The organism is Kribbella voronezhensis, assembly GCF_004365175.1.
Classification (GTDB): Bacteria; Actinomycetota; Actinomycetes; order Propionibacteriales; family Kribbellaceae; genus Kribbella; species Kribbella voronezhensis.
In genome coordinates, this window is record NZ_SOCE01000003.1 from 128,461 (window position 1) to 153,176 (window position 24,716).

Annotated in this window: 16 protein-coding genes; 8 read left to right on the forward strand and 8 right to left on the reverse strand. The window is 68.4% G+C overall.

From position 1 onward, the window contains the following. Positions 1-16: 16 nt before the first annotated feature. Together EV138_RS35355 and EV138_RS35360 are read right to left on the reverse strand one after the other, a co-directional pair. On the reverse strand, positions 17-685 hold the full coding sequence (locus EV138_RS35355; protein WP_133984907.1) for an RNA polymerase sigma factor: 669 nt from the start codon (positions 683-685) through the stop codon (positions 17-19). Positions 686-946: 261 nt separating this feature from the next. Next, positions 947-1,276, reverse strand: coding sequence for a hypothetical protein (locus tag EV138_RS35360; protein ID WP_133984909.1), 330 nt, complete (start codon positions 1,274-1,276; stop codon positions 947-949). 149 nt (positions 1,277-1,425) lie between these two features. On the opposite strand from EV138_RS35360, the gene EV138_RS35365 reads away from it, so the two are divergent. The 7 genes from EV138_RS35365 (at position 1,426) to EV138_RS35395 (ending at position 17,940) form a co-directional block, all read left to right on the forward strand. Further along, entirely contained in the window at positions 1,426-1,758 is a 333-nt protein-coding gene (locus EV138_RS35365) for an STAS domain-containing protein (RefSeq protein ID WP_133984911.1), read from the forward strand. A gap of 94 nt (positions 1,759-1,852) precedes the next feature. Beyond that, positions 1,853-4,702 (forward strand): hypothetical protein, encoded by a 2,850-nt coding sequence (locus EV138_RS35370; protein WP_133984913.1) that lies wholly within the window; start codon positions 1,853-1,855, stop codon positions 4,700-4,702. 88 nt (positions 4,703-4,790) lie between these two features. Continuing rightward, complete coding sequence (locus EV138_RS35375; RefSeq protein ID WP_133984915.1) at positions 4,791-6,770, forward strand: protein meaA; 1,980 nt, start codon at positions 4,791-4,793, stop codon at positions 6,768-6,770. A gap of 41 nt (positions 6,771-6,811) precedes the next feature. Continuing rightward, positions 6,812-8,698, forward strand: coding sequence for a hypothetical protein (locus tag EV138_RS35380; protein ID WP_133984917.1), 1,887 nt, complete (start codon positions 6,812-6,814; stop codon positions 8,696-8,698). 122 nt (positions 8,699-8,820) lie between these two features. After that, entirely contained in the window at positions 8,821-9,864 is a 1,044-nt protein-coding gene (locus EV138_RS35385; RefSeq protein ID WP_166678884.1) for a LuxR C-terminal-related transcriptional regulator, read from the forward strand. A 219-nt stretch (positions 9,865-10,083) separates the two neighbouring features. Beyond that, positions 10,084-16,209 (forward strand): DNRLRE domain-containing protein, encoded by a 6,126-nt coding sequence (locus EV138_RS35390; protein ID WP_133984921.1) that lies wholly within the window; start codon positions 10,084-10,086, stop codon positions 16,207-16,209. Between the two features lie 78 nt (positions 16,210-16,287). Next, positions 16,288-17,940, forward strand: coding sequence for a DNRLRE domain-containing protein (locus EV138_RS35395; protein WP_133984923.1), 1,653 nt, complete (start codon positions 16,288-16,290; stop codon positions 17,938-17,940). Between the two features lie 3 nt (positions 17,941-17,943). Here the strand turns inward: EV138_RS35395 and EV138_RS35400 are convergent, their stop codons facing one another. The 4 genes from EV138_RS35400 to EV138_RS35415 all read right to left on the reverse strand — a co-directional run bounded on the left by EV138_RS35400 (position 17,944) and on the right by EV138_RS35415 (position 21,454). After that, positions 17,944-18,852 (reverse strand): cyclase family protein, encoded by a 909-nt coding sequence (locus EV138_RS35400; protein ID WP_133984925.1) that lies wholly within the window; start codon positions 18,850-18,852, stop codon positions 17,944-17,946. A gap of 42 nt (positions 18,853-18,894) precedes the next feature. Further along, positions 18,895-20,142 carry a DUF2254 domain-containing protein gene (locus EV138_RS35405; protein ID WP_133984927.1) on the reverse strand — a complete coding sequence of 416 codons (1,248 nt, stop codon included), beginning with the start codon at positions 20,140-20,142 and terminating at the stop codon, positions 18,895-18,897. Positions 20,143-20,260: 118 nt separating this feature from the next. Then, positions 20,261-20,989 carry an isocitrate lyase/PEP mutase family protein gene (locus EV138_RS35410; RefSeq protein ID WP_238158593.1) on the reverse strand — a complete coding sequence of 243 codons (729 nt, stop codon included), beginning with the start codon at positions 20,987-20,989 and terminating at the stop codon, positions 20,261-20,263. Beyond that, positions 20,990-21,454, reverse strand: a complete 465-nt coding sequence (locus EV138_RS35415; protein WP_133984931.1) for a carboxymuconolactone decarboxylase family protein — start codon at positions 21,452-21,454, stop codon at positions 20,990-20,992. A 47-nt stretch (positions 21,455-21,501) separates the two neighbouring features. Here EV138_RS35415 and pdxR point away from each other — a divergent pair, with 47 nt between their 5' ends. Beyond that, positions 21,502-22,911 carry a MocR-like pyridoxine biosynthesis transcription factor PdxR gene (gene pdxR, locus EV138_RS35420; protein WP_133984933.1) on the forward strand — a complete coding sequence of 470 codons (1,410 nt, stop codon included), beginning with the start codon at positions 21,502-21,504 and terminating at the stop codon, positions 22,909-22,911. On the opposite strand, the gene mmuM is transcribed toward pdxR, so the two are convergent. Further along, positions 22,908-23,768, reverse strand: a complete 861-nt coding sequence (gene mmuM / locus EV138_RS35425) for a homocysteine S-methyltransferase (protein WP_133984935.1) — start codon at positions 23,766-23,768, stop codon at positions 22,908-22,910. The genes pdxR and mmuM overlap by 4 nt on opposite strands. Next, complete coding sequence (locus EV138_RS35430; RefSeq protein ID WP_133984937.1) at positions 23,768-24,694, reverse strand: NAD(P)/FAD-dependent oxidoreductase; 927 nt, start codon at positions 24,692-24,694, stop codon at positions 23,768-23,770. Before EV138_RS35430 ends, mmuM begins: the two co-directional genes overlap by 1 nt. Between the last annotated feature and the right edge of the window lie 22 nt (positions 24,695-24,716).

Here is a 24,716-nt window from a genome sequence, read left to right on the forward strand (position 1 = left end):
GGTGCCCCCGGTCGGATCAGCCATGATCGGTGCCCCCGGTCGGATCGAGGTTGCCAAGACTTTCGCGGACGATCCGCCGCGCCCGCGACAGCCGCGAGCACACCGTTCCGTACTTGATCCCCAGCGCGGCCGCGACCTCGTCGTACGTGAGCTCGCCGAGCGCGACCAGCATCAGTACTTCGCGGTCCTTCGCGGACACCTTCGCCAGGGCGGCCGCGAGCCGGCGGTTCGTGGCCTGCGCCGTGACCTGGGCGGTCACCCGCTCCTCGTGCCCGGCGGCCGGAACCGGCAGCGGCAGCTTGGCGGTCGCCCGCCAGGCCCGGAGCTCGTCACGACGGTGCCGGCGGATCAGGTTGGTGGCGATGCCGTACAGCCAGGCGCGCACCACCCCGCTGCGGCGGTCGAACCGGTCGCGCTGGCGGAAGGCGATCAGGAACGTCTCCGACGAGAGGTCGTCGGCGAGGTCGGTACCGAGCCGGCGCGCGACGTACGAATGCACCTGCGGGAAGTAGCGGTCGAAGATGACCGTGAAGCGGTCGGGTTCGCGCACCGACGACTCCAGGATCCGGCCGTCCTCGTCGGCGCCGACGTCGCTTGCGGTCGTGCTGGCAGTGGTTCGCACGGTTCGGGGCGCCATCGGCCGGCCGGGCAGCGCAAGCGTCGCCAGGGCGATGTCGGGCGTCATCGGGCTCCTCACGCGGCCGGCCCGGTCGGGACCCCGCTGCTCGGGTGGTCGCGGTCCCGTGGCAGCGGCGCTGCCGGTCGGCTCACCCTGTTCTTGTCCGATGTGCCCAGCACCCTTCTCGACCCCGCCGACCGTCCGCGAGCTTGACGCGCGGGCAGAGCATCCGGATGACATCCGGGCCGGAATCGAAGCTGAGACAGCGTCGAGAGCCGCTTCAGGAAGCGTCGAGTCTCGACGCTTCAGGAAGCGTCGAGACTGTGCTCAAGAAGCGTCGAGGAAGCCGCGGGCGGCCGCTTCGTCGGCGGGCCAGACGTAGACGGACCAGCCGTCCTTGGTCCGGGCCGCGGTGGCCTTGATGCCGAGATTCTTCAACATCGTGACCTTCACCCGGGCCTCGTTGTAACTGCCGACGGTCCGGACATCGACCAACAGCCCGAAAGTGTCCCGATCGGCCGGCGAATAGTCAGTACGGCGCACCAGCGACCCGCCTTTGGGCTTGGAGAACGCCCAGCGGGTGAGCAGCACCATCACGCCGGCGAGCACGATCGCGACGATCGGGAAGAGGAAGTAGTGCTCCGCGAACACAGTCACCGTCCTCTCCGGATCCCAGGACCCTCATTCTCTCGCGAAAAGCAAGATCTCGAGACCTTGGCAACCTTTCGGGTCTCCAGGGAGTCTTTACGACTAACACGCCGGAAAGCGGCCCTCGGGGGGCCGCCCGAAGAGCGGAGGGCACGGACATGCTCGCACCGACCCACGAAGCGACCCGATACAAAGAGAACGTGGTCTACCTCTCCGGCTTTCTCGACGTGCGCTCCGTCGGTGACGTCCGCGAAGAGCTCAGCCGGTTGATCGACAACTCCGACGGCGACGTGATCGTCGACCTGGAGGCCCTCGACGCGCTCGACGCCACCGGCCTCGGCCTGCTGGTCGCCACCCACCGGCGCACCCAGCTCCTCGGCCGCCAGCTCGTCCTGCGTCATCCGGTCCCGTCGGTCGTCCGCATCCTCGCGGTCACCCGCCTGCACCGAATCCTCCACGTCGAGCGCACCCCACTCCCGATCTCCGCCTGATATCAGAACGAGAACGAAATTCGAGGCCGGACACTCTCTGTAGTAGGCTCCGCTCGATCTTGACTCACGGTAGTCAAGCTGGGGAGGGGTACTCGTGAGGATTCGTCCTGCCGTGGCGCTGCTCGGCGCCCTGGTGCTGGCTTCCGGCACTGTCGTCGTGGCCAGGCTCTCAGGCCCGGCCGAAGCCGCGTTGGCGCCGGTCGAGGGACGCCTGCTCGCGGCCGATCCGGATCCGGTGCCGCACGGGTACCAGTTCGAGTCGTCGTCCAGCGACTACTTCAGCTTCTACGCCGGGCCGTCCGAAACGAGGCAGCCACTGTGGGAGGTCCGCAGCACGGTCGACGGGTCGGTGGCCAGGACGGATTCGCCGACCGACCCGAACTGGACCGGTCAGGAGATCGCCGGACGATTGACGGTTACGCGAACGACGATCGCCGCCGGTACCCGGATCGATTTCACCGGGCTCGCCGGGGCCTCCGCTCCCGGGCCGATCACGGTTCCTGCCGGGGACACGATTCTGGCCGTGCACGAGAAGGGTGTACTGGTCCGGCACGACGACGGGGCGACGTCCGAGTTCCGCGTTCTTCGCTCGAACGGCACCACCCAGCCCGTCACCGGCCTGATCGCGCCCGACGCGTCCGCCAGGGTCACCGATCAGGACGGTGACACCCTGCTGCTGCAGCGCAGCGACTACCTCGACACCGTCGACATCACGACCGCGGTCGCCACCCCGATCGTGCAGACCGGGCTGGCCCTCCCGTGGGCCGCGCTGACACCGAACCGGATCGTCTGGGAGACCTCGGCCGGCGGTTCGGGTCATCAGCTGACCTGGAAGCACCGCGACGGTTCCGCGGGCGGCAGCGTCACGGTGCCGGACTCCGAGGACCTGACCACCTTCGGGGACGACGTGGCCGTGCTGCGCATACCGGCCGACGGTACCTCTCTGCGGCGCCGGATCGTGCCGGTCCGGCTGGCCACCGGGCAAGTGGAGAATCCCGTCATCGACGACGTGGCCGCGGCCCGTGCGCTCGCCGACGGCCGGCTGATGCTGGCCCGGACCGACGCCGTGATCGCGCTGAAGCCCGACCTGACCCAGGTGAAACTGGCGGATGTCGCGGCTCCTGGTCTGGGTGTCGGTGGTCTGGCCGTGTCCGGCGGCCGGGTGCTGAACGGCTTCGAGGACGGCACGATCCGTGAGACGACTCTGACCGCCGACAAGTGGATTCCGTCGACTGCTCCCAAGTCGAGCACCGGTCAGCAGCTTCAGCTCGGCGGTGGCACCTTGCTCAACCAAGGCGACCTGGTGGTGAGTTGGGCAGGCGGCCAGCGGGCGCTGAACAAGAACGGCTACGCCGAGCTGGGCCGGGGCGGCGACCTGCTCTCCTACGTGTCTTACGACGACCAGAGCACCGCGTCGATCCAGAATCCACGGACCGGTGCACAGCTTGCCGCCCGACCGACTGCCCGCTTGCTGGCGATGGACGGGACCTGGGTCTGGCAGGGTCCCGACCCGGTGACTCGCGCCCTGACAGGTACCGACCTGTCGACCGGCAAGTCGAAGACCGTGCCGTCCACAGTGCCTTGTCCAGCGGGCTCGTTCGCGGTCGCCGGGCGCTGGGCTCTGGTCAACTGCGATGTGCATCAGCAGTACGTCGTCGATCTCCTCGGCGTCGTGGCCGATTACCGGCTGCCCGATGACGCCCCTGCGGCGAACTTGCTGCCGGCGCTCGGGGACGGCTTCGTCGCGCGGTTCCGGTTCACCCCGGACAGCGCGGGCGTCGACATCCCCGAGTTGCTGGTGACCGATCTGAACTCGCCGGCGCATCCGGAGCGAGTCGTCGGCCCGCTCCGGGGACGGGCCTGGCCGCCCGGGGCCAGCTTCGCGCTCGACGACGAGGCTGCACGGATCGTCTACGCCGACCCGGAATCCAGGGTTCGGGTCGCGACCGTGGACTGGCTAGCAGCGCCCCCTCCGGTCCAGACGGATCTGACGGCTCCCACCCTCACCTCCTCGACGGCGGGTCCGCGGATCGCGCCGACGCGGACGCTCAACTACTCCTACGCCTTCACCGACGCGGGCACCGGCGTCGCGTCGTACGACGTGCGCTTCCAGCAGCGGGCTCGCGGCGCCACGCAGTACGGCGCCTGGCAGCAGCCGGCCGGGTGGCAGAAGATCACCGGTACGAAGGTCACGATGACCGCGGCGACAGGGGTCGACACCTGTTTCCAGGTCCGCGCCCGGGACAAGGCGGCGAACACCAGCGGATGGTCCACGTCTGCTTGCTCAACGGTCGACTTCACGGTGCCGAGGCTGTCGTCGGCGACCACCGGCGGCCGGATCCTGCTGACAACTCCGATCCGCTTCAGCTATGCCTTCACCGACGACCACACAGTGGCGTCGTACGACGTGGCCTATCGCACGGCCACTGCCGGCAGGACGTTCGGGGCGTGGGTGTATCCGTCCGGCTGGCAGGGGATCGCGTCGACTTCGGTCACCACGACTCCGCCGATCGGCGCGGACACCTGCCTGATGGTCCGGGCCAGGGACGGGGCGGGCAACGTGAGTGCCTGGTCCGCCTCGGTCTGTTCCGCCTTACCGCAGGACGATCGCGCCTTCACAGCCAAGGGATCGGTCAGCAGGACGACGTACGCCGGTGCGTACCGGACCACGTTGTCGCGGTTGGGGGCGTCGGGCGCCTCGCTCGGCAAGGACGGCGAGTCCGGCAACCGGATCGCGGTCACAGTGCTCGCCGGTCCGAGCCAGGGTGCCGTGGACGTGACCTTCGCGGGCCGCCGGATCGGCCGAGTGTCCTTGGCCGCCAGTACCTGGTCACGGAAGGTCGTCTACCTGCCGGTGACGTCCTGGATCACGGGCCGCGTCGTCGTGACGTCGGTGTCGAGCCTGCCCTCCAACATCGACGGTGTCGCGCTGCTGCGGTTCTGAAGGTCGGCAGCGGTTGTGATGTAGGCCGCTGGTGACACCAGTCACGAGTGGCGGACTCACAAGGGCACAGAGTCCTACTCTCGGGTACATGACGACTGAGAAGGACCGCCCCTGGGTGATGCGGACCTACGCCGGGCACTCGTCGGCGGTGGAGTCGAACGCGCTGTTCCGGCGCAACCTGGCCAAGGGGCAGACCGGGCTCTCGGTCGCCTTCGACCTGCCGACCCAGACCGGGTACGACGCGGATCACCCGTTGGCCAAGGGCGAGGTCGGCAAGGTCGGCGTACCGGTGGCGCACCTGGGTGACGTGCGGGCGTTGTTCGACCAGATCCCGCTCGCGCGGATGAACACGTCGATGACGATCAACGCGACCGCGATGTGGCTGCTCGCGCTCTACCAGGTCGCCGCGCAGGAGCAGGGCGCGCTGCCCGACGAGCTGACCGGGACGACGCAGAACGACATCGTCAAGGAGTACCTGTCCCGCGGTACGTATGCCTTCCCGCCGGACGCGTCGCTGCGGTTGTCGACCGACCTGATCGCCTACACGGTCTCGAACGTGCCGAAGTGGAACCCGATCAACATCTGCAGCTACCACCTCCAGGAGGCGGGCGCGACGCCGGTGCAGGAGTTGGCGTTCGCGCTGTCGACGGCGATCGCGGTACTGGATCGGGTTCGCGACGGCGGCCAGGTGCCGGCCGACCGGTTCGGCGAGGTGGTGCAGCGGATCTCGTTCTTCGTCAACGCGGGCGTGCGGTTCATCGAGGAGACCTGCAAGATGCGCGCGTTCGTCCGGCTCTGGGACGACGTCTGCCTCAACCGGTACGGCGTGACGGATGCGAAGGCGCGCCGCCTTCGGTACGGCGTACAGGTCAACTCGCTCGGGCTCACCGAGGCGCAGCCCGAGAACAACGTGCAGCGGATCGTGCTGGAGATGCTCGGCGTGACGCTGTCCAAGAACGCGCGGGCCCGGGCTGTGCAGTTGCCGGCCTGGAACGAGGCGCTCGGTCTACCGCGGCCGTGGGACCAGCAGTGGTCGCTGCGAATGCAGCAGGTGCTTGCGTATGAGTCGGACCTGCTCGAGTACGACGACATCTTCGACGGCTCGCACGTGATCGAGGCGAAGGTCGACGAACTGGTCGCCGGGGCGCAGGAGGAGATCGACCGGGTCCAGGCGATGGGTGGTGCCGTCGTCGCGGTGGAGAGCGGGTACCTCAAGCAGGCACTGGTCGCGTCCCATGCCGAGCGGCGGCAGCGGATCGAGTCGGGCGAGCAGATCGTCGTCGGCGTGAACAAGTTCGAGAACACCGAACCGTCGCCGCTGACCGAGAACCTCGAGACCGCGATCCAGACGGTCGATCCGGCGGCCGAGAGTGCCGCGCTGTCGTCCTTGACCGAGTGGCGTGAGCAGCGCGACGACGAGGCGGTCGAGGAAGCGCTGGCGTCCTTGCGCGAGGCCGCGAAGGGCACCGACAACCTGATGCCGGCCACCCTGCGATGTGTCCGCGCGGGTGCGACGACGGGGGAGTGGGCCGGCGTACTGCGGGAGGTCTTCGGCGAGTACCGCGCACCCACCGGCGTCTCCGGTTCCGTCGGTACGTCGAGCGGCGGCGAGGCGATCGCCGCGGTCCGGGCGAAGGTGGCCGCGACGTCGGAAGAGCTCGGCGGACGGCTGCGCCTCCTGGTCGGCAAGCCCGGCCTCGACGGGCATTCGAACGGTGCCGAGCAGGTCGCCGTACGGGCCCGTGACGTCGGGTTCGAGGTGATCTACCAGGGCATCCGGTTGACGCCCGAGCAGATCGTCGCGGCCGCGGTCGCCGAGGACGTGCACTGCGTGGGCTTGTCGATCCTGTCCGGCTCGCACATGGAACTCGTGCCGCAGGTCGTCACAGGCCTCCGCGAAGCCGGCCTCGAGGACGTGCCGGTGGTCGTCGGCGGCATCGTCCCCGACGGTGACGCGCGAGCACTCCTCGGCTCCGGCGTCGCCGCCGTCTACACCCCCAAGGACTACGACCTCACCGGCATGATGTCCAACGTCGTCGACGTCATCCGCCAGGCCAACCACCTCTGACCTCGGCGGCCCGAGCCCTGTCCGGCCGTTAGGTTGGGGGGATGGGGCAGACGTTCGCGTTCGGGGCCGGGTCGGTGGAGTTGACGGAGGACGGGGCCGTCGCGGCCGTGGTTCATCCGGTGCGCGGGTGCTCGGTGCTGCTCGAGGACGGGGTGCTGCACGACCCGACGCGGTACTGGGGCAAGGGGTTCGTGATCACCGATCGCGGCAGTCATCGCTGGGATGCGCCGGTAAGTCAGCGCTGGCGGTCGGCCGGGATCGATCTGCTGTACCAACTGGGCGACCTGGAATTGCGAGTGGGCCGGCGGTTCGGCGACGTGTGGACCGAGACGTACGAAGTACGGAATGTCTCGGCTGAGTCCGTTGCTGTCGGGTCCTTGGCTGTCAGTACGCCGTGGCGCGACGTCTACGAGTCGAGCCGGGAGAGCCTTCGGAAGGCGGTCCATGCGCATGTCTGGACCGGTGGCGCGGACTCGTGGATCTGGGCGACGCCGATGGACGGCAGCGGCCCCGGGCTCGGCCTGCAGCTCACCGAGGGTGAGTTGTGGGCGTACTCGGTCGAGTCCCGCGACGGCGGGATCGGCAGCAACAGCAGGGGACACCTCTACCTGCACGTCACCGATCACTTCCGCGCGCCGCACGCGATGGGTGGTCAACCGCAGCTCGTACTCCGGCCAGGCGACTCCTACCGTTGGACCTGGCAACTCGGCTGGCACGACAGCCTGGCCGACTTCCACGCCACCCGGCAACCGTTGCTGACAGCAACCGAATTGGTGGCCGAAGTGGGCGAGACGCTGTCGGTACAGTTGGCCGACGGGGTGACCGGTCCGTCGTCGGTCACCTCCGCGGTACCCGGTACGCAGTACGTCGAAGTCAGTGACGGCAAGGTGAGCTCGCGGATCCAGGTGCTGTTCCATCAGCCGCTGCGGGAGCTGGTCGAGTCGCGGCTGCGGTTCGTGCTCGACAGACAACGGCCGGCAGAGCGAGGCGACAGCCGGCGGTTCTCCTTCCTGCCGTACGACAACGAGACCGGGCTGACCGTGTTGTCGGGCGCGTGGCGCGACTGGTCGGACGGACGGGAGCGCATCGGTACCGCTTTGCTCCTGCAGGAGGCGCGCGATCGCGGCTGGGGAGACCGCGCCGAGCTCGACGAAGCGCTGACGGGGTACGAGCAGTTCGTGCTGGAGCACCTGGTGGCAGGGGACGGCACTGTTGCCGACGACAGCCTGCACGAGAGCCCGACGCGGCTCTACAACTTCCCCTGGTTCGCCCGGTTCTTCCTCGGCCAGGGCGACCGCGACCGCGCAGTACAGGTCATCGATCGGTACTACGAACTCGGCGGCGACCACTATCTGGCGTTCGACCTCGGCCCGTTGCTCCTGGCATTGTCGGAACACTCGCCACGCATGCTGGAGCACCTGGACCGGCATGCGCGGAGCTTTCTGGAGTACGGCGACGATCTGCCGCCCCATGAGGTGAACTACGAGCAGTCGATGGTCGCTCCGCTACTGGAACTGTTGGTCGCAGCACATCAAGCAGGCTTGGTCGATCGCGCCGAACTGGATCGGCGGCTGCCCTGGCTGACGGCGTTCGCCGCCGACCAACCCGACGTACGGCTGCGTCATATCCCGGTCCGGCACTGGGACGGCTACTGGTTCGGGCTGCTCCGGCTCTGGGGTGACGTGTTTCCGCACTACTGGTCGGTGCTCAGTGCAGCCGTCTACCTGTCCTGGCCGTCGGATGAACTCGCGCCGATCGGGCGCGCGATCCTGCGCGCCAATCTGGTCAACTTCTTCCCGGACGGCTCGGCCACCTGCGCTTTCGTCTACCCGAGCGCGGTCAACGGCCGTCCCGCTCACGTCGCCGACCCGCTGGCCAACGACCAGGATTGGGCGCTGGTGTACGCGCTGCGCTTCGGGCTGACCTGACCGACGGCTGATCATTTGGCGCTGTCATGAAAGTAACTGCCAGATCGTTGTCCAATGGTAGCTTCTTCACCTCGGGACTGTGTGCCACCAGTTGGTGGCTGACTGTGGTGGGGGTCGCCGTGGTGGTCAATCTGAGTCTGCGCCATCGGATCCAGCAGCAAGAACTGTCCGAACACGAGAAACTCTTCCGCGAACTGCTCCCCGGCCCGGTCGCCGACTCGTACTTCGAACTGCTCGAGCTGGGCCAGCGCGAGATCACCGAGCACACCGGGCCGGTTCAGGAAGGGATCGACCAGGAACTGGTCACCCGCCGGCTCGCCTATCTGCATCGCTCCGAAGGGTCGATGACGTTGCGACCGATCGATCCGCTGATCGCGACCACCGGCCTGCTGACCCAGGTGCAACGGGAGCTGGGCAGGCATCAGGACCGGCTGCTGCAGGGATACGTCGCGGCCGCCGAGCTGCATCAGCGCCAGCTGCACATCAAGCAGCCCGGCGAGGTCCCGTCGGTCCTTGCCCAGTTGCTGACCGACCCCGATGAGATCGCCGAGCGCTGGACGACCTCGATCCACACGGTGCAGTGCACCTACCGGTCCATCGCAGTCCACGATCCCACCCAGACCGCGCCCATCCTGCCGTCACCGCTGGCCAGTCACTGCGACTCCATGCATTTCCGCGAGCTGTGCACGCCGGAGTTCCTCGCCGATCCGTGCGGCAACGATGCCATCCGGGCCGCGATCGATGCCGGAATCGAGGTCCGTACCGCGCAGACGCTGCCGGCCAGGATGATCATCGTGGACGACCACTTCGCGTTGATCGGGCTGGTCCCGGTCGGCGACAGCGGTGCGCTCCTGGTCCGGTCGTCGGTACTGATCGCCGCGCTCACGCAGTACTACGACCAGATCTGGGCAACCGCCACTCCGGTCGTGCTGCCCGGGGCGGAGCAGGCATCGCGGACCAGGCAGGCGGTCGGGAACCTGGGCCGCACCGAGCGGGAGGTGCTGACCCTGCTCGTGCACGGACTCAAGGACGAGGCGATAGCACGGCACCTGAGCCTCAGCGTCCGGACGGTACGCCGGCACATCGCCACGGTGATGGACTTCGTCGACGCCCCGACCCGGTTCGCCGCGGGCGCCGCCGCCCAACGACTCGGCCTGCTCGGCTGAGGTCTCGGCCGGTTGGGGTCTCGGCCGGTTGGGGTCTTGGCCGGTTGGGGAACTTGTCCACTTTTGCCCTGTCGGGCCGCGAGCGCAGCCTCCACCCTGGTGATTCCCGCCCCTTCCGCCCCTGAGGTTCCCGTCCACGTCCGTCCCCTCTCATCGCGCGGCCCCCCGCGCGATGTACTTCGACGTGCGCGGGAGCGGGCTTCGCAGAGAGGTCACCCCATGTCCTATCCGAGATCACGCCTGCTGAGTGGCTATCCGGCCACTCGGCCGGTGCGCTGGCTCAGCGCCGGGCTGGGCCTGGCACTGGTTGCCGGCCTGTTGTCCGGTCCACCCGAGGCAGCCGCCGCCGAAGACAGCACCGCCGATGCCGCCGATATTCAGCAGACCGCCCCCGACCTACCGCTGGAGCGCCCCGACGAGGCCTCCGCGGTGATCACCGCAAGAACCACCGGCAAGCCGGTGGTGATCAGCGGCAAGACCACCGAGACGACGCAGTACCGCGCGTTGCCGTCCGGCAAGATCGAGGCGACCGTCGCCGCCGGGCCGGTCCGGATGCGCGACGAGGACGGCGACTGGATCGACGTCGACGTGTCGCTGGTCCGTCTACCCGACGGCACCATCGAGCCCAAGGCGCATCCGTACGGACTGAAGCTGTCCGGCCCGGCCGGCAAGGGCGACCACGAGCTCGTCGCATTAGGTGCTGAAGGCAACCGTTCGGTGCTGGGCTGGGCCGGCCCGCTGCCGGCCCCCGAGATCGACGGCACCATCGCGACGTACCGCGAAGTCAGGCCCGGCGTGGACCTGGTCGTCGAGGCGACCCGCACCGGCTACCAGCAGCACCTGCTGGTGAAGAACCGCGCGGCAGCCGCGCAGGTGAAGCAGCTCCGGATGCCGTGGAAGGTGGACGGGCTGACCGCGAAGTCGGACGGGAAGGGTGGCCTCGCGGTCCGCAAGGGCGGCGAAAGCTTCGACGTACCAGCGCCGTTGATGTGGGACTCGTCGGTCGACAAGGCGTCGGGGGAGCACACTCGCCGGGCACCGGTCGGCCTCGGGCTGGCGCGGAACGCGGTACTGCTCACGCCGGACGCCAAGTTCCTGAGTGACCCGAAGACTGTCTATCCGGTGACGATCGACCCGTCGCAGAGCTCGGGCGCGAGCTTCGACGCGTTCGTGCAGAACACCTACTCCAGCGACCAGTCCGCGGCGACCGAGCTGAAGCTGGGCAGCTACGACGGCGGTTCCACCCGGGCCAAGTCGTATCTGCGGTTCGACAACCAGAACTGGCTCTGGGACAAGCAGATCCAGGCCGCCACCCTGAACCTGTGGGAAACCCACTCGTACTCGTGCGCGACGGCGGGCTGGGAGGCGTGGCGCACCGCCGACGTGACGAACGCCGCCCGCTGGACCGCGCAGCCGGCCGAGCTGGAGAAGGTCGGTACATCGACGCAGACAAAGGGCTTCTCGAGCTCCTGCGCCGCCGGCTGGGTGACGATCCCGGTGACTGCCGCCTTCCAGTACACGGCCACCAACCACGCGGCCAAGACCAACATCGGGATCAAGGCGACCAGCGAGACCAACAGCGCCGGCTGGAAGCGGTTCGCCTCGCGCGAGGCCGCGGCCAACCCGCCGTCGGTGACGATCACCTACCAGACCAAGACCGCGGTGAACGCGCAGACGACCGCCCCCGCGACGGTCTGCGGTACCGGCGCTGCGCGTCCCTACATCTCGACCAAGACGCCTCAGTTGCGGGCACAGATCAGCGACGGTCTCGGCGCCGCGGTGTACGGCAACTTCGAGTGGCAGCCGATCGGAGGAATCACTACCGCCGCTACCGAAGGACCCGGTGCGTCCGGCGCCTGGCTGGGCACCACCATCCCCGCCGGCGCTTTCGTCGAGGGCGGCAGCTATGCCTGGCGCGTCCAGGGCACTGACGGTACGACGCCTGGTGCGTGGTCGCCTTGGTGCGAGTTCACCGTCGACACGGTCGCGCCCGCATCCGCACCGACTGTCTCATCCACGACGTACCCAGTGGGTCAGTGGTCAGGGGGAGCCGGCACGGCCGGGACCTTCACCTTCGGCGCCGCGGGTGCCGGCGATGTCGTGGCTTACGAGTACGGCGTCGACACCAACCCGCCGGACCAGGTGGTGAACGCAGCCACTCCTGGCGCGTCCACGAGCATCAGCATCACCCCGACCGCGGACGGACCGCACACGTTGTGGGTGCGCACCCGGGACCGAGCGGGCAACCGGTCGCCGCTGACGGCGTACGAGTTCTCTGTCGGTGGTGGCGCTGTGATCGCGCCGAAGAACGGTGATGTCAGCGCGGCCAAGACGGCGATCGTCGGCGCGGGCCGCAGTACTGCGACCGGTGTCACCTACCAATGGCGTCGCGGCGACACCGATGCCTGGGTGACGATCCCGGCCGCTCACGTGCAGGTTGCCGCTGGTGGTGGCGCAGTGACCTGGCCGCTGGTGACCAGCGGCAACGGACAGTTCCCGAAGCTGAACTGGAACCTGGAAGCCACGCTGGCAGCGGTCGACGCACAGTCGGTCCCACGGGACGGCCCGGTGCAGATCCGGGGCAACTTCACCGGTGGCACGGCCGCGTCGTCTGGCGCGGTGAAGCTCACCTTCGACCGCAACCTCGCGACGGCCGCCACTGACGAGGTCGGTCCGGGTGAGGTCAACCTGCTGACCGGCAACTACACCCTGTCCGACACCGATGTGTCGGTCGACTCCTACGGCAGCGATCTGACCGTCAGCCGGACCTACAACAGCCGCCAGTCGGCCGGCACCGACAACTCGAACATGTTCGGGCCAGGCAGGATCTCCGGCGCGGTCGTGGACGAGGCAGACACGCCGTACACGTCTCTCGATGTCTTCGGAACGCTGGTCCAGGTCGGCACACCGGATGGCGACACGGTCGGCTTCACGGCTCGCGACGGTGTCAACTTCGACCCCGAGGTGGGGCAGGAGACGCTGAAGCTCAGCTACGCCAGCGCGACCGACTCGTACAAGCTCACCGACGAGCAGGGCTCGATCGTGACGTTCGGCCGGGTGACGGGAACGTCGGCGGGTCACTACTACCCGACTGCCACCACGTTGCCGGGCAGCAACCAGGTCACCACTTTCACCTGGGAGAAGGTGACGATCGGCGGCGCCGAGGTGGTGCGGCCGATCCGCATGCTGGCGCCGATTCCGGACGGGGTCAGCTGCCCGACGATGGCCCGCGGCTGGGCACTCAACTTCACCTACGCCACGGCAACCACGGCCACCGGGACCACTGAGGCGACGCTTGGCGACTACCTCGGGCGGGTCAAGGAAATCTCCTTCACTGCTTGGGATCCCGACCTTGCCACGCCGGCCATGCGGACAGTGCCGGTCTCGCGGTACAGCTACGACAACACCGGGCGACTGCGTGCCAGTTGGGATCCGCGGCTGGACTCCGGCGCCACCCATGTCGGCGACAGCTACAGCTACCAGGCCGACGGTGTGCTGTCGACTATCAAGCCGGCGGGGCAGGAGCCCTGGCAGCTGAGCTACACCACGCTGCCCAACGACCCCGCCATCGGCCGGCTCAGCAAGGTGTCCCGTTCCGCTCTGACCGCGGGCACCGCTGTCGAAACCGTTGTCTACAAGGTTCCTCTGTCCGGAGCGGGCGCACCGAACGACCTGTCTCCGGGCCAGACCAAGCGGTGGGGTCAGGCAGAAGCTCCGACCGACGCCGCTGCCGTCTTCCCACCCGACCAGGTTCCCAGTGGCAACCCGGCCACTGGCGCATTGCCGTCGAACTGGGAGCGGGCAACTGTCACCTACCTCGACGCCAACGGCCAAGAGGTCAACAAGGCGACACCGGGCGGCAACATCACCACCAACTGGTACGACGGTTTCGGCAACTCCGTTCGCACGTTGACCGCGGAGAACCGCAACCGGGCTCTGAACCAGTCGCAGTCGAACGACGATGCCGCAGAGCAGACCTTGGCGCAGGCGTACTCCACCGTGAGCACCTACTCGCGGGACGGAGAACGACTCGAGACGACGCTGGCGCCTGAGACTGAGGTCCGCCTCAGTACCGGCGCCACGGTCAGAGGCAGGCACCTGACCCGCAACACCTACGACCAGGGCGCGCCCACCACTGGCGGTCCGTTCAACCTGGTCACCACCACGGAGTCGCAGGTCCGGCTCTGGGGCGCGGACGGTACCGCGGTCGAGGCAGATCGCCGGGTCACGACCACGGGGTACAACTGGACCCTGCGGATGCCGACCGTGACGACCAACGACCCAGGTGGCCTCGCCCAGACAGTTCGGACCACGCTGGACCCGGTCACCGGTCTCGAAACCTCGGAGACCCAGGTAGCCGGCGGTACGACCACCAACACCCCGGCCACGCAGAAGACGATCTACTACCGGGCCACCGCCGGATCGGGGTACAGCGAGTGCGACCTGCGACCGGAGTGGGCGAACCTGACCTGCCGTCTCCAGCCAGGTGGCCAAGCGGCCACTGGTCCTGAGCTGCCGGTCAAGGTGCAGACGTACGACATGTTCAACCAGCAACGGGTCCTGGTCGAGAAGACCAGCGCCGGGACACTGCGGACCAGCACCACGAAGTACGACGCAGCCGGCCGGATCGCAGAGATCGGCCTGACCGCGGCAGCGAGCCTCGGTACGCCGGTGCCGACCCAGCGCAACGTGTACGACCCGCTCAACGGCAACCTGCTGCGGTCCCAGTCCGTGACCTCCGCGGGCGCCGTCACCGCCGAGATCATCCGTACCTACGACACGCTCGGCCGGATCACCTCCTACCAGGATGCCGACGGCAACCTTTCGATCACGACGTACGACCTGTTCGGCCGGCCGGCAACAAGCTCGGACGGTAAGGCCACCCGCACCTACGGGTACGACTTCCGCGGGCTGCTCACCTCGGTGAACGACAGCCAGACCGGCACCTACACCGGTAGCTACAACGGCGACGGGCAACTCATCAGTGAGACCTGGCCCAACGGGGTCAAGGTCGACACCCGGTACGACGAAGCCGGCGAGGAGGCCGGCATCACCTACAGCAAGCCCGGGTGTGCCTCCGGCGACTGCACGTTGTTCAGCGAGTCGCTGACCGGGACAGCACACGGCCAGACGGCCAGGCGCGTCTCCACCCTGTCCAGCCAGCTGTATCACCAGGACGGGGCCGGTCGGGTCACGTCGGTGGAGGAGACGGTTGGCGAGAAGTGCGTGACCCGGACCTACGGGTTCAGCACTGCAACCGACAGGACGAGTAGCGCCGAGTACGGCCCGGCTGCCGACGGCAGTTGTCAGTCGACCACCCCGGCGTCCACACGGACCTGGACCTACGACACGGCGAACCGGGTGACCTCCGCCGGCTACGTCTACGACGCTCTCGGCCGCACCACGACAGTGCCGGCGATCGACACGGGAGCACCCGCGGCCGGCGACGTGACGGCCACCTACCACGCGGACGACCTGGTCGACACGGTGACGCAGGGCGGTCGCACGACGGACTACACGATCGACGTCACCGGTGAGCGGGTCCGGTCCTGGACCGACAACTCCACCGGCGAAGTGGTGACCAACGTCCAGCACTACGACGAGGACTCGGACTCGCCGGCCTGGACCCAGGAAGGCGTGAGCCGGTTCACGCGGGTCGTCGCCGGACTGTCCGGGATGACCGCGATCGTCGACAGCGACAGTGGTGCACCGGACTGGCAGATCGCCGATCTGTCCGGTGACATCGTGGCCACGATTCACAGCGGTGACGAAGGTTTGTCCAGCACGAGCGAAGCCGATGAGTACGGTCAGCTGGGCGACTCCGAAGCTGTCGGGAAGCAGCGGTACGGCTGGCTCGGTACGCAACAACGGGCCGCGGACGCGCCGTCTGGGATCGTCTTGATGGGTGTCCGGCTCTATAACCCGGCCACCGGGCGCTTCCTGCAGACGGACCCGATCTACGGCGCCAGCTGCAACGCGTACGAGTACACCTGCGCCGATCCGGTGGACAAGGTCGACCTGGACGGCAAGTGGCCGTGCTGGAGCAAGAAGTGCCTGCTCAAGGCAGCCGCGAAGAAGCTGAAGGCGCTGAAGAAGAAGATCAGGAAGAACAAGTACGTGCGGTGGGTCTGGCGCAAGGTCGTCAAGAACAAGTACGTGCGGGCCTGTGCCAAGGGTGCCGGTCTGTCGATGCTGAGGAAATCGTTCTGGGCCAAGTTCAGGCGACTCCCGTACAAGGTCGGCCGCTGGGGCGCGCAAGGGTGTGCGTTCGGCGTCGTCAAGCTCTACGTCTGGCAGAAGGTCAGGCAGTGGAGGCCGAAGTACCCCTTCCCGCACACGTGGTGACGTCGGGTTGATCCACTGATCGTGTCCCGGGCGGCCCTCGCGACCGCCCGGGACACGTTGTCCAGAAAGGTTCTGCGCATGTCCCCTGATCCCCGCCCCCTGCGTTCCCGCTCGGCGCGCTGGCTGTCGGCAGGCGTCGTCTTGGTGTCGATCGCCAGTCTGCTCCCCGCATCCGCCAAGGTGGTCGAGAAGGCCGCGCTGGACCCTTCGGGCGAAGCCGCAGCCGTCGCCACGGCCAGAGCGACCGGCAAGCCGGTGCTGATCACGAGCAAGACGACCGAGACCACGGAGTACCGCGCGCTGCCGTCCGGCCTCATCGAGGCGACCGTCGCTGGTGGGCCGGTCCGGATGCGCGGCGCGAACGACTCGTGGGTCGCCGTCGATGTCTCACTGGTCCGGCAGGCGGACGGTTCGGTCATTTCGAAGGCTCATCCTTACGGGCTCAAGCTGTCCGGGCCCGCTGGCTCGGGTGATCACAATCTTGTCGAGCTCGGTGCGCCCGGGCGACGTTCGACACTTGGCTGGTCCGGTCGGCTGCCGGCGCCGGAGATCGACGGGACCACAGCGACCTATCGTGAGGTGAAGCCGGGAGTCGACCTGGTCGTCGAGGCGACTCGCACCGGCTACGAGCAGCACCTGGTGGTGAAGAACCGGCAGGCAGCAGTACAGCTCAAGCAGTTCAGGATGCCTTGGAAGGTTGACGGTCCGGCCACATCACCGGCTTCGGTGATGTGGGACTCGACCGTGGATCGGGCGTCCGGTGAGCATCTCCGGAGGGCACCCGTGAAGCTTGCCCTAGGCAAGGATGCGTTGGTGCTGACCCCCGACGCGTCGTTCCTGACCGACCCGAAGACCGTCTACCCGGTCACGATCGACCCGTCGCAGAGCTCGGGTGCGAACTTCGACGCGTTCGTGCAGTCCAGTTACAGCACCGACCAGTCGGCCGCGACCGAACTGAAGATCGGCACGTACGACTCCGGTGCCAACAAGGCGAGGTCGTATCTGCGGTTCGACAACCAGGACTGGCTGTGGGACAAGCAGATCCAGGCCGCCACCTTGAGCTTGTGGGAGCACTACTCGTACTCCTGCACAGCCAGGGGATGGGTGGCCTACCGGGTCGCCGACGTGACGAACACGGCCCGTTGGACGAACCGGCCCGCGCAGTACGAGCAGGTCGGAACCTCGACCCAGACCAAGGGCTGGTCCAGCTCGTGCGGCGGCGGCTGGGTGACGATGCCGGTCACCGCGGCCTTCCAGTACACGGCCGCGCATCGGTTGAGTAGGACCAACATCGGGATCAGCGCGGCGAGCGAGACCGACAACTACGGCTGGAAGCGGTTCAACTCCCGCGAGGGCGCCAACCCGCCGTCGGTGACGATCACCTATCAGACCAAGACCTCGGTGGACGCCCAGGCGACCGCACCGGACACCGCTTGCGTCACCGGCGCGGACCGGCCGGCCATGTCGACCCTGAATCCACAGTTGCGGGCACAGATCAGCGACACCCAGGGCGCCCAGGTGTACGCCGTCTTCGAGTGGAAGGTGGTCGGCGGAGTCACCAGCAACACCGCGACCGAAGGCCCTGGCGCCTCCGGCTCCTGGCTCGGCACGACCATTCCCGACGACGCTTTCACCGAAGGCAGCAGCTACGCCTGGCGAGTCCAGGGCACCGACGGTACAACGCCTGGAGAGTGGTCGAACTGGTGCGAGTTCACGGTGATCACCATGTAGGTCTCAGCCGATCGTTGCGAACGCTCGCACAGGGAACGTGGCGAGACCCGCGATGCGCGGCGGCGTAGCGGTAAAGGTCGCACCGGTCGGTGGCACCTCGTCCAGGTTGGTGAGATGCTCGACGATCGGCAGCCCGGCGCCGAGCAGCAACGTGTGCGCCGGGCGCGTGCCGTCGGTCATGTCGTCGATGTTGGCCGCATCGATCCCGACCAGCGCCGCCCCCTGGCCGATCAGGAACTCCGCGCCGTCCCTGGTCAGGAAGTGCGCATCCTCGACGTACTGCGGAGTCCCGAACCGCGCGTCATCGCCGGTGTGCAACAACACCGCCTTGCCGCGTACGTCGTACGCCGCCAGGGCATTCGCGTTGATCCCGAGCCGGCCGCTGTCCGTGAGTCGAACGACGACGGCCGGCAGGCCGACCAGCCGATCGAGCGAAAACCCGGTGAGGTCATGCCCATCGGGGTAGCGATGGTTCGGGCTGTCCAGATACGTCCCCGTATTGGCCACCATCGAGATCCGCCCGATCTCGAACTCCGTCCCCTCCGCATAGATCTCCCGCGACGCCTCCCGACTGAGATGCTCAGTCAACTCCGGCCCCGGCAGATTCGGCAACGTCACCATGCCGTCGCGAATCACATGACTGAGCTCGACGTACCGCGCCCCGCCGCCTTCCGCCACCGCCCGATCCGCCGGCCCACCCCGAGTCCCCTTGTGCGGCGCCTCCACGATCTCCAGGTTGTCCAGGACCACCTCGCCGGCCATCAACAACCCCAGCGATCCGAGAAACAACTCCCCGACCTCCCGAGCCGTCACCTCCGCCGAGGGCACATCGACAAGGAACCCCTGCACCTGCAGGCCACCGCCATTGGTGAAGGTCACAGCAGCATCGAAACGCGCGCGATACGAACTCATACCCGCATCCTCGCCCATCACGTGCAGTCCGCGGTACAGGTGTCAGCGGTGGTCGGAGGCCAGATCCGGGCCGGATCCGAAGCCCTGGACGTCCGCTACAGCGGACGCGTCGGACGCCGCGCCGTCGAGTCTGTCCAGTTGGCGGTCCAGCAGTTCGAGTTGCCGGCGCAGCGCGGTACGCCGTTCTTCCGGCGCGACCGCGATCAGGTTCTGCAGTGCCGAACGGACCCGTCGGGTGATCTTCGGAGTCTCCACGCCGGCTCGCTGGATCTCCTCCAAGCCCAGCCGGACGTACCCGTCCCAGTCGAGGGTGCGTTCGATCAGGCGTACCTTTCCCGTCGCGTCGCGGTACCGGCCGTCGGGGAGTTCACGGCGGGCGAGTTGCCGCAAGCCGTCCTCGATCCGGTCGACGGCCTGAATCGCCGTCGTGGGATCGCTGCCCATGCTGCGGAGCGCGATCTCGACCAGCTTGGTGAGCGCGAACGCGGGATCGTTATGATGAGTCCGCTCGGACCCGAGCAGGATCGAACGCCGGATCCTGTCGTGATCGACCGCGGCTCCGGTACCGCGAACCCGGACGAGCGGGCCGTCCAGCGGCACGAAGTCGCCCATCATCGGCACCAGTTCGAGCTCGACGTCGGCCTGCTGGGCGAGCTCGACCAGCCGATGCTCGTCGACCTGCACGACCACCCCGGGGTCCTCGGACCGGACCACGTTGTCCGCAGCTGGGGCATCCGTGCCCGCCAAGGGCGGAAACTTGGCGACTTCGCGACGCAGATTGCCGCCGACCAGCTCGATCAGGCCGGAGGCGCGCAGCGCCCGGCCCGATCGGCTGATGTAGAGGACCAGCACAGCCAGGCTCAAGAGCATCAGCAGGTAGCCGATGAGCACGGTCAGGCCAGGGACGCGACCCTTCTCGTCGTCAACGCCGCGGGCCGCGACGAAGGCGTACGCCGCAGCTCCGCCGAACAGACCCATGCTGAGCTTGTTCCCCCGGTCGCGCAGCAGGGTCGGCACGATCCGCGGCGAGAACTGCTGCATCGCCAACTGCACGGCCAGCGTCATGATCGTCAGGATCAACGTCATCAGCGTGAGCAACGACGACACGATCGTCGTGAGCAACGCCTGCGCGGCAGCCGGCGTACCGGTGAGGCTGGTGGGAATCAGCGAATAGTCGTAGTGCCGGTCGATGCGCTCGGTGATGATCGCGAGCACGACAGCTGCGACGACACAGCCCATGGGGACGACCCACAGGTTCCGGTCGAGAAACACCCGCGCCCGCTGCCGCACGACCCACCACCTCCAAGGCTCCCCAGGCCTGTACCCCGATCGACCATCGATACCACCGAAAGGTCTCCCGCCCCTCACCCCCCACCGGGGTGGGGTGGGTGAGCGACGGGCGTTGTGCTCAGCTGAGGGTGGGGAGGAGGGCGCGGAGGGCGTTGGTGGTGTGGTTGTGGAGGCTGGTGCCGTAGGAGATTCGGGTGGCGCCGGCGGCGAGTAGGGCTGCGGCTGTGGGGCCGGTAGGGGTGGCGTGGGCGTTGAGGGGGCCGCCGATCTCGGTGGCCAGGTGGGGGAGGGTGTCGACGGGGGCCATGATCGGGTAGATGCAGTCGGCGCCGGCTCGGCGGTAGGCGCGGCCCCGGGTGATGGCGTCGGTGACGTCGCCGGAGTGCAGGAAGTTGTCCACGCGGGCGTTGATGACGAGGTCGGCGCCGGCGGCGGCCCGTACGGCGTTGAGGTACTCCGACTGCTGCGCCGGGTCCACGAGGGCGCCGCCGACGGAGTCCTCCAGGTTGCAGCCGACCGCGCCGGTTTCGAGCAGGCGCTCGGCGAATTCCTTCGGCGCGAGGCCGTAGCCGGCTTCCATGTCGGCGGTCACCGGTACGCCGACCGCGCGGACGATTCGCGCGACGGCCTCGAACATCTCGGCCGGCGGGGTCAACTGGCCGTCGTCGTACCCGAGAACGCGGGCGACCGCTCCGCTGCTGGTGGCGATCGCCGGGTAGCCCGCCTCGGCGATCGTCCGGGCACTCACCGGGTCCCAGGCGTTCGGCAGGATGAGTGGATCCGGGCCGTGGTGCAACGCCCGGAAGAGTTCGGCCTTGGTCGGTGCGTTGTTCATCGAAGTCGTCATTCAGCTGGGGTCGTAGTGGCCGGGCTCGAGGCGGCAGGTGACGCCGATGCGGTTCCAGGCGTTGATGGTGATGATCAGGCCGATCAGCTGGGCCAGTTCCTTGTCGTCGAAGGCCGCGGCGGCGACGGCGTACACGTCGTCGGGGACGTGGTCGACGCTGATCAGCGTGATCGCCTCGGTGAGGGCGAGCGCTGCCTGCTCCTGCTCGCTGTAGAACTTGCGGGCCTCGCGCCACGCGCCGACCAGGTGCAGCCGCTGCTCGGAGTCGCCGGCGTGCTTGGCGTCGAGCGTGTGCATGTCGAGGCAGTAGGCGCACCCGTTCAGCTGCGAAGCGCGGATCCGGACCAGGTCGGCCAGGCGCGGGTCGAGGCCGGTGGCGGACTGGGCGTCCAGGTCGATCATGGCCTGGTAGAAGTCGGGGGCAAGGGAGGCGACCTTGACGCGTCGCTGTGTCGATGTGCTCATGACGACAACGCTAGGCGCAGATCGGCCCAGGTGTATGGTCCACTTCCATGGAGGATCAAAGGGCCAATTCGGTCGACGCAGCCCCCGGTACCGGCGCCGATCTGCATCTCGATCTGGCCAACCGCCGCGGCCGGGCCGACCTGGTCGAGGCACTGCACGAGTCGATCCGGACCGGCAGACTTCCGGCCGGGACCAGACTCCCCTCGTCGCGTTCACTCGCCAAGGACCTCGGCATCGCGCGCAACACGGTCGCCGACGCCTACGGCCAACTGGTCGCCGAGGGCTGGCTCACCGCCCGCCAAGGCTCGGGCACCGTCGTCGCCGGTCGCGCCCCCACCTTGGCCGGCACGGCCAAGAAGGTCCCGCCGAGGCCGGCCCCGACGCAGTTCCGGTACGACCTGACACCCGGCTCGCCGGATGTCTCCACCTTCCCGCGCACCGAATGGCTCGCCGCGGCTCGCAAAGCGTTGCCCTCGGCACCTAACGACGCCTTCGGGTACGGCGATCCGCGCGGTCGCGCCGAACTCCGCGAGAAACTCGCCGACTACCTCGCCCGGGCCCGCGGCGTACGGGCTGATCCGGAGCGGATCATGATCTGCTCCGGCTACATCCAAGCGCTGAACCTGCTGAGCGACGTACTCCGGGTGCAAGGCGCGACGACGATGTCGGTGGAGGAGTTCGGGTACGACCTGCACTGGGACGTGATCCGGTCCCGCGGGCTCGAACCCGTGCCGGTCCCGGTCGACGAGTACGGCGTACGCGCGGACCTGCTGACCGGCCAAGCCGCGTTCCTCACCCCGGCGCACCAGATGCCGACCGGCGTGCCACTCGCGCCGGACCGGCGAGCCGCGGTGATCGAATGGGCGCGCGAGACCGGCGCGCTGCTGATCGAGGACGACTACGACGGCGAGTTCCGCTACGACCGCCAACCGGTCGGCGCCTTGCAGGCCCTGGATCCCGAACGGGTCGTCTACACCGGTACGGCGAGCAAGAGCCTCGCGCCAGCACTCCGCCTGGCCTGGATGGTGCTGCCCGATCACCTGATGGAGCCGGTCCTCGCGGCCAAGCGGACCACCGATCTCCTCACCGCGACCCTCGATCAGCTGGTCCTCGCCGAATTCATTGCCTCCGGCCACTACGACCGGCACGTCCGGCGCTCGCGGCTGCACTACCGCCGGCGCCGCGACAGGCTGGTCGAGTTGCTCGCCGTCCGGGCGCCGGGCGTCAAGGTGGCCGGGATCTCGGCCGGCCTGCACGTGCTCCTCGACGTACCGGGTCAGGCGGCCGAGATGGTCGAGCGCGCGGCCAGGCAAGGGCTCGCGATCGCCGCCCTCGACCGGTATCGCTTCGTCCCCGATCCCGACGACCGGCAGGCGGTCATCGTCGGCTACGGCACCCCGCCCGACCACGCCTACAGCGGCGCCCTCGACCTGCTCTGTCAGGTCCTCGCCGTCTAGCCGAGCGTGCGTGCGAGAGCGCGGATGTCGTCCGGTCCCACCCGGCAACAGCCGCCGACGTACTCCGCGCCGGCGGCGGCCCAGGCGGGTGCCAACGACGTCGAGTCCGAGGCGTCACCGGTCCAGCGCCGCCCGCCCGCATCCCATCCTTCGCCGCTGTTGGGGTAGGCGACGACCGGCTTCCCGCTCACAGCGGCCGCGAGTTCGACCGCTTGCTGCACGTCCTCCGGTGCGCAACAGTTGATGCCGACAGCAACAACATTCGTACTGCGAACAGCGAACGCCTCCTCGAGTGGCTGCCCAGCACGAGTCCGGCCACCGGCCACGGAGTACGAAACCCAAGCAGGGAAGGCGATCTCGTCGATCAGCTCGACCAGCACCTCCGCTTCCTCGACGTCCGGGATCGTCTCGACGGCCAGCAGATCAGGGCCTGCGGCAACCAGTAGCTCCAGCCGCGGCCGATGGAAATCGCGGAGGAACGCCTTGCCCACGCCGTACCGCCCCCGGTACTCCGACCCGTCGGCGAGCACCGCGCCGTACGGGCCGACCGATGCCGCCACGAATCGCTGGCGCCCGTCGACCGCCAACTCGTCGCGGACCTGCCGGGCGATGGTCACGCTGGACGTGATCAACCGCTCGGCCTCGTCGCGCGGTACGCCGGCCTTGGCGAAGCCCGAGACGCTCGCCTGGTAGCTCGCCGTCGTCGCGAAGGTGGCGCCGGCTTCGTAGTACGCGCGATGGACGGCGGCGATCTCACCCGGCGCATCCCTCAACAACCGCGCCGACCAGAGCTCGTCGGACAGATCGTGGCCGCGATCCTCCAGGGCGTTCGACATCCCGCCGTCGAGAATGCGCATCAGCCTTGCCGAACCAGGTCGAGTACTTCGTCGGCGCACCCCCACGAGAGCGTGACACCCGAGCCGCCGTGGCCGTAGCAGTGGATCACCCGCTCGCCGCTCGCCGTACGAACTGCTTCACACCGTACTGCGGGGCGCGCCGGGCGAAGTCCGACTCGGTGCCGGAGCACCTTCGCCTTGCGGAGTTGGGGAACGAACGCGGAGGCGCGATCCAGAATCGCGGTCGCCGTCTTCGGGTCGACGGCCAGATTCCAGCTGTCCGGCTGGCTGGTCCCACCGACGACGATGTCCTTGCCGCGCGGGAAGACGTAGACGAGGTCTCGCGGACCCTCGTCGGCCATCAGCCATTCGGTGAGACCGAACTGCTCGACGGTCAGCACCTGGCCGCGAACCGGTGTGACGGTCGGATCGCCTGCCGTCAGCCGCGCCCCGAGACCGGTGCAGTTGACGACGAGGTCGGCGTCGGTCGGCAGACCGGACAAGGCCGCTCGGGTCAGCGTTCCGCCGGCGGCTTCGAGGCGTTTCACCAAGTAGGGAAGGTAGCTCGGCATCTCGATAACGGGTGCTGTGAACGACCAGCCGTCCTTGAACCCAGGGGGCGGCGAACCGACCCGGCGCAGGTCCGTGAGCACGTCCGTCCAGACCGGATCAGGAGTCACCGCATGTTTGAACTCCTGCCCGTGCCGCAACCGCACGGACGGCTCGTTCTCGGCCAGCTTGGTGAACTCCTGGTAGGACGCCCGCGCCCAGCCGGCGACGCGATCCACCGGAGCCGACAGATACGGATAGCAGATCGCGCCCGCCACAGCCGACGTGGTCTCCAACGGAAGGTCCCGGGCCAGCACGGCCACCTCGTACCCCGACTCGGCCAGCCTGATGGCACAGCTCAGCCCGATCACGCCGGCACCCACCACGATCACGCGCATGCCCGCATTGTGTCCCGCCAGG

What these genes read in the sequence shown, in the direction of transcription:
- EV138_RS35355 (WP_133984907.1), bottom strand. Translation starts at nt 685, where the DNA reads ATGACGCCCGACATCGCCCTGGCGACGCTTGCGCTGCCCGGCCGGCCG.
- EV138_RS35365 (WP_133984911.1), top strand. Translation starts at nt 1,426, where the DNA reads ATGCTCGCACCGACCCACGAAGCGACCCGATACAAAGAGAACGTGGTC.
- EV138_RS35375 (WP_133984915.1), top strand. Translation starts at nt 4,791, where the DNA reads ATGACGACTGAGAAGGACCGCCCCTGGGTGATGCGGACCTACGCCGGG.
- EV138_RS35380 (WP_133984917.1), top strand. Translation starts at nt 6,812, where the DNA reads ATGGGGCAGACGTTCGCGTTCGGGGCCGGGTCGGTGGAGTTGACGGAG.
- EV138_RS35390 (WP_133984921.1), top strand. Translation starts at nt 10,084, where the DNA reads ATGTCCTATCCGAGATCACGCCTGCTGAGTGGCTATCCGGCCACTCGG.
- EV138_RS35395 (WP_133984923.1), top strand. Translation starts at nt 16,288, where the DNA reads ATGTCCCCTGATCCCCGCCCCCTGCGTTCCCGCTCGGCGCGCTGGCTG.
- EV138_RS35400 (WP_133984925.1), bottom strand. Translation starts at nt 18,852, where the DNA reads ATGAGTTCGTATCGCGCGCGTTTCGATGCTGCTGTGACCTTCACCAAT.
- EV138_RS35410 (WP_238158593.1), bottom strand. Translation starts at nt 20,989, where the DNA reads ATGACGACTTCGATGAACAACGCACCGACCAAGGCCGAACTCTTCCGG.
- EV138_RS35415 (WP_133984931.1), bottom strand. Translation starts at nt 21,454, where the DNA reads ATGAGCACATCGACACAGCGACGCGTCAAGGTCGCCTCCCTTGCCCCC.
- pdxR (WP_133984933.1), top strand. Translation starts at nt 21,502, where the DNA reads ATGGAGGATCAAAGGGCCAATTCGGTCGACGCAGCCCCCGGTACCGGC.
- mmuM (WP_133984935.1), bottom strand. Translation starts at nt 23,768, where the DNA reads ATGCGCATTCTCGACGGCGGGATGTCGAACGCCCTGGAGGATCGCGGC.
- EV138_RS35430 (WP_133984937.1), bottom strand. Translation starts at nt 24,694, where the DNA reads ATGCGCGTGATCGTGGTGGGTGCCGGCGTGATCGGGCTGAGCTGTGCC.